The sequence below is a fragment of the Parasynechococcus sp. genome, from assembly GCF_042954245.1.
Classification (GTDB): domain Bacteria; phylum Cyanobacteriota; class Cyanobacteriia; order PCC-6307; family Cyanobiaceae; genus Parasynechococcus.
This window is the reverse complement of sequence record NZ_JBGKDP010000227.1, coordinates 1-3411: the sequence shown is the minus strand read 5'-3', so window position 1 is coordinate 3411 and position 3411 is coordinate 1. Positions and strand designations below refer to the sequence as shown.

Genomic DNA, 3411 nt, shown 5'->3' with positions numbered 1-3411 from the left:
AGCACGCTGCGGGCATTGGGGCCCATCAAGCAGTCGTAGTAGAAGCGGAAATCAGGGGCAATGGCACCGGGATCGGCGTCAAAGACGTCGTCGGAGCAGTAGTGCAGGCCGAAGGCGTCACAGGTGTAGAGGATGCCTATGCCGTGATCGAAGGAAAAGATCGTGTCCGGCCAGTGCAGGTTCGGAGCACTGAGGAATTCGAAGCGGTGCTGGATGCCGCTGTCGGGATTGGTGCCGAGATCCAATTCATCGCCGGATTTCACCGCACGGAATTTGAACGGTCGGTGCACCTGGTCCTTGAGGAATTGCAGCGCAACCTTTGAGCCCACGATTTCGATCTCGGGATTGAGATCAATCAGGTCACCGATCAAACCGGAGTGGTCGGGTTCGGTGTGGCTCACGATCAACACATCGATCGCGCTCGGATCGATCTGCTCCTTGAGCAGGGGGATCCAGGTGTCGCGGAACTTGGCGTGGCTGGTGTCGATCAGGGCGGTGCGTTTTCCCCGCACCAGGAAGGCGTTGTAGGTGGTGCCGTTGCGCAGGCCGAATTCGATGTCAAAGCGGCTGCGGTCCCAGTCGAGGGAGCGAATCGTGGTGGTGTCGGCGGCGATGGCCTCGCACTGCAGCGACAGCTTCGGAACAGCGGGAGCAACGACCATGAAACCGACCGTGACGGAATTCGACTCTACGGAGATTCAGCGAGGCAAGGCGGCGGAGACTGGTATCAACTACAACCTTGTGATGGCGTCATCGACGCTCAGGCAGAGCATTGGGCCTGGAATTTTGCTGGCCGGTGCCTGCATCGGTGGATCCCACTTGATGTCGTCCACCACGGCTGGGGCCCGATTCGGCTTTGCGCTGGTGGGCTTGATCCTGCTCACCAATCTGATCAAGTACCCGTTCCTCCGCGTGGGCATCCGCTTCACAGCGGCCACCCGATTGTCGCTGCTGGAGGGTTTCCAGAAACGCAATTCCCTCTACCTGCCGCTGTATCTGGTGGTGAGCCTAGTGACGGGGACCTTCACTATCGCGGCGGTGAGTTTTGTGGCGGGGCTGCTGCTCACCAACATTCCTCTGCTGGCGGGGCTGGACCCCTATGGACTGTCCATCGCCGTGCTGGTGGTGAGCGGCCTGGTGCTGCTGCTGGGGCACTACCGGGCGCTCGATCGTCTCTCCAAGCTGTTGGTGGTGCTGCTCACCCTGCTTACGGGAGTTGCTGCCATCACATTGTTGATTCGCGGTCCGGTAGGGGATGTGGCGGCCAGTTGGGCCAGCACCGATCCCAGTCCCTGGACCCTGGCCAACCTCGCCTTCCTGATTCCCCTGATGGGCTGGATGCCCGGACCGGTGGAGATGTGCGTGTGGCCGTCGTTGTGGATGTTCTCCCGTGCGCGCGACACCGAGTACACCGCAACGCCGAAGGAGGCCGAGTTCGATTTCAACCTCGGCTACAGCGTCACCGTGGTGACGGCCATGTTCTTTGTGATCCTGGGCGCTTACACGATGTATGCCAGCGGTGACGGAATGCTGGCCGGCAGTGGCGTGTCTTTCGCCCAGAAGTTGATTCAGCTCTACACCGCCGCCATGGGTGGTTGGGCGGCCTGGGTGATCATCCCGGCGGCCTTTTCCGCCATGTTCAGCACCACCCTCACTTGCCTGGATGCCTACCCCCGCAGCATTGCGGCGATCCAGGGCTTGCTGCGTTATCACGACAGTGGGGATTCAGCGCCGGGGCCCACGCAGCGTCGCTTCGACATCTGGGTGATCGTGCATTTCCTGGCTGCTGTGCTGGCGCTGGTGGTGGCCTATCTCGGCAGCATTGGCGTCACAGATTTCGTCTTCGGGGCGATGACCGGCAGCTTCCTCACTGCACCGCTCTTCGCCTGGATGGCGATGGACACGATTAACAGCAGCCTGGTGCCGCCCGAGCACAGGTATGGGGTGGTGATGCGGACGCTCTGCTGGTTTGGTCTGGTGTTTCTGAGCGGATTCAGTGTTTTGTTTATAGCCAATGCCTTCTTCGGCCTCGGCGGCTGATTCCGCCTTGGCTTCAACAAAAAACCCCTGCCATGGGCAGGGGTTGGGCTTCCATTCTTCTCGTCTTGGTATGTTGGACTTGTCCAGCCCAAGGCTGTTCAGTGCTCGGTATCTAATCAGCTCTCGACCTTCACCGAAACACTGGTATGTTCCACAGCCTTGCCGGCGTTGATTTCGAGAATGCCGTCCCGATAGCTGGCCTTGAATTGGTCCCGATCGAGACTGTGGGGGAAGCGGAAGCTGCGGCTCCAGGTGCCGCTACGGAATTCGCTCAGCAGCGGTGCGTTGCTGTCGTCGCTGCTTGTTGCTGGGCGTTCGGCGCTGATCACCAGGTTGCGATCGGTGGCCTTGACGTCGATCGAGTCCCGGTCCACCCCGGGCAGTTCCAGCTGCACGGTGTAGCTGGTCTCGGTCTCGCGGATTTCGGCGTTGGGAACGCGCTCAGCGGTGGCCAGTTGCTGCTCGAGACGCTCGAACAGATCGAAGGGGGATTGGCGAAGGGTCAGCATGATGGTGGCTCCGAAGAATGAACATTTGCGGACTGGGTTGATCGCCCGCCATCACAATCTGCGCCGCTTGGATGAGAATCAGAAGCGTGAGAACCGTCCGTTTTGATTCGGTCTCTACCACCAGGTTCGGCTAGCACCACAGGGATAGTGTTGAAACCGAATCTCCTTAAAGCCACCACCAGTCGCTGAAGCAGGCCGCCTGGCCGCAGACTCGTTCTTCTGCATCCCAGAGGGTCTAGATTCGGACCTTGTTGATCATGAATCGCCGCCCTTTGCGGCTGATGCGAATGCCGCGATAGTTCTGCACTGCATTGAGGCGTTTGGCCTGGCCCAGGGCGCTGCTGCATTCCGCCCGTTCACTGTCCGGTGCGGTGAGCCGTGAGGGCAGCCGATCAACTCATCCCAGCGGCTGTTCCACAGCTGCAGGGCCGCAGCGTTGGCGTAACTGAGCTTGGGATCCTGCTCCGTGCCGTGGGCCAGTACCGGAAAGCCGCAGACGAATAGGTTCTGGCAGAGCAGCCGCTTCGAGCAGCCCGGTTGGGCGGAAGCAATCAGCGATCTACTGAAGGCCCGTTGATGCGATTGCAGCAGCAATTTGGCCAGTCCTTGTTTTTCGGCGGTGAGCCAGGCGGCTTCGCGGGCGATAAGCTCTCCTCCGCGTCAGCTGCCGGCTGCCATGGCCTGAAGCATCGCCTTCTGGGCACTGGCCTGGCCATGGGCCTTGAGGTTGCTGAGGAAGGTGCTGCGGGCCTCCACGAAGCGTGGGTCTTCCGCTAGCGGCAGCTCTCCGGCGGCATCGAGGCCCGTGTCGCCCTCCATTGCTGGGGTGATCACCACCAGGTCGCCATCGAGGCTGCGGTTG

Annotated in this window: 3 protein-coding genes and 2 pseudogenes; 1 reads left to right on the top strand and 4 read right to left on the bottom strand. The window is 60.9% G+C overall.

The genetic code is table 11. The annotated features are described in order from the left end of the window. Positions 1-662, bottom strand: a 662-nt coding sequence (locus ACGVJ8_RS10385; RefSeq protein ID WP_392347847.1) for an MBL fold metallo-hydrolase, incomplete at its 3' end; no start/stop codon positions are given. Positions 663-744: 82 nt separating this feature from the next. Here ACGVJ8_RS10385 and ACGVJ8_RS10380 point away from each other — a divergent pair. Next, positions 745-2040, top strand: coding sequence for an NRAMP family divalent metal transporter (locus tag ACGVJ8_RS10380; protein WP_392347849.1), 1296 nt, complete (start codon positions 745-747; stop codon positions 2038-2040). A gap of 116 nt (positions 2041-2156) precedes the next feature. Here the strand turns inward: ACGVJ8_RS10380 and ACGVJ8_RS10375 are convergent, their stop codons facing one another. From ACGVJ8_RS10375 to ACGVJ8_RS10365, 3 genes and pseudogenes are all read right to left on the bottom strand, one after another. Next, complete coding sequence (locus ACGVJ8_RS10375; RefSeq protein WP_392347845.1) at positions 2157-2549, bottom strand: Hsp20/alpha crystallin family protein; 393 nt, start codon at positions 2547-2549, stop codon at positions 2157-2159. A 235-nt stretch (positions 2550-2784) separates the two neighbouring features. Continuing rightward, positions 2785-3143: pseudogene (locus ACGVJ8_RS10370) on the bottom strand (MEKHLA domain-containing protein). 66 nt (positions 3144-3209) lie between these two features. Further along, positions 3210-3411 (bottom strand): annotated as a pseudogene (locus ACGVJ8_RS10365) (hypothetical protein); the annotation flags it as partial.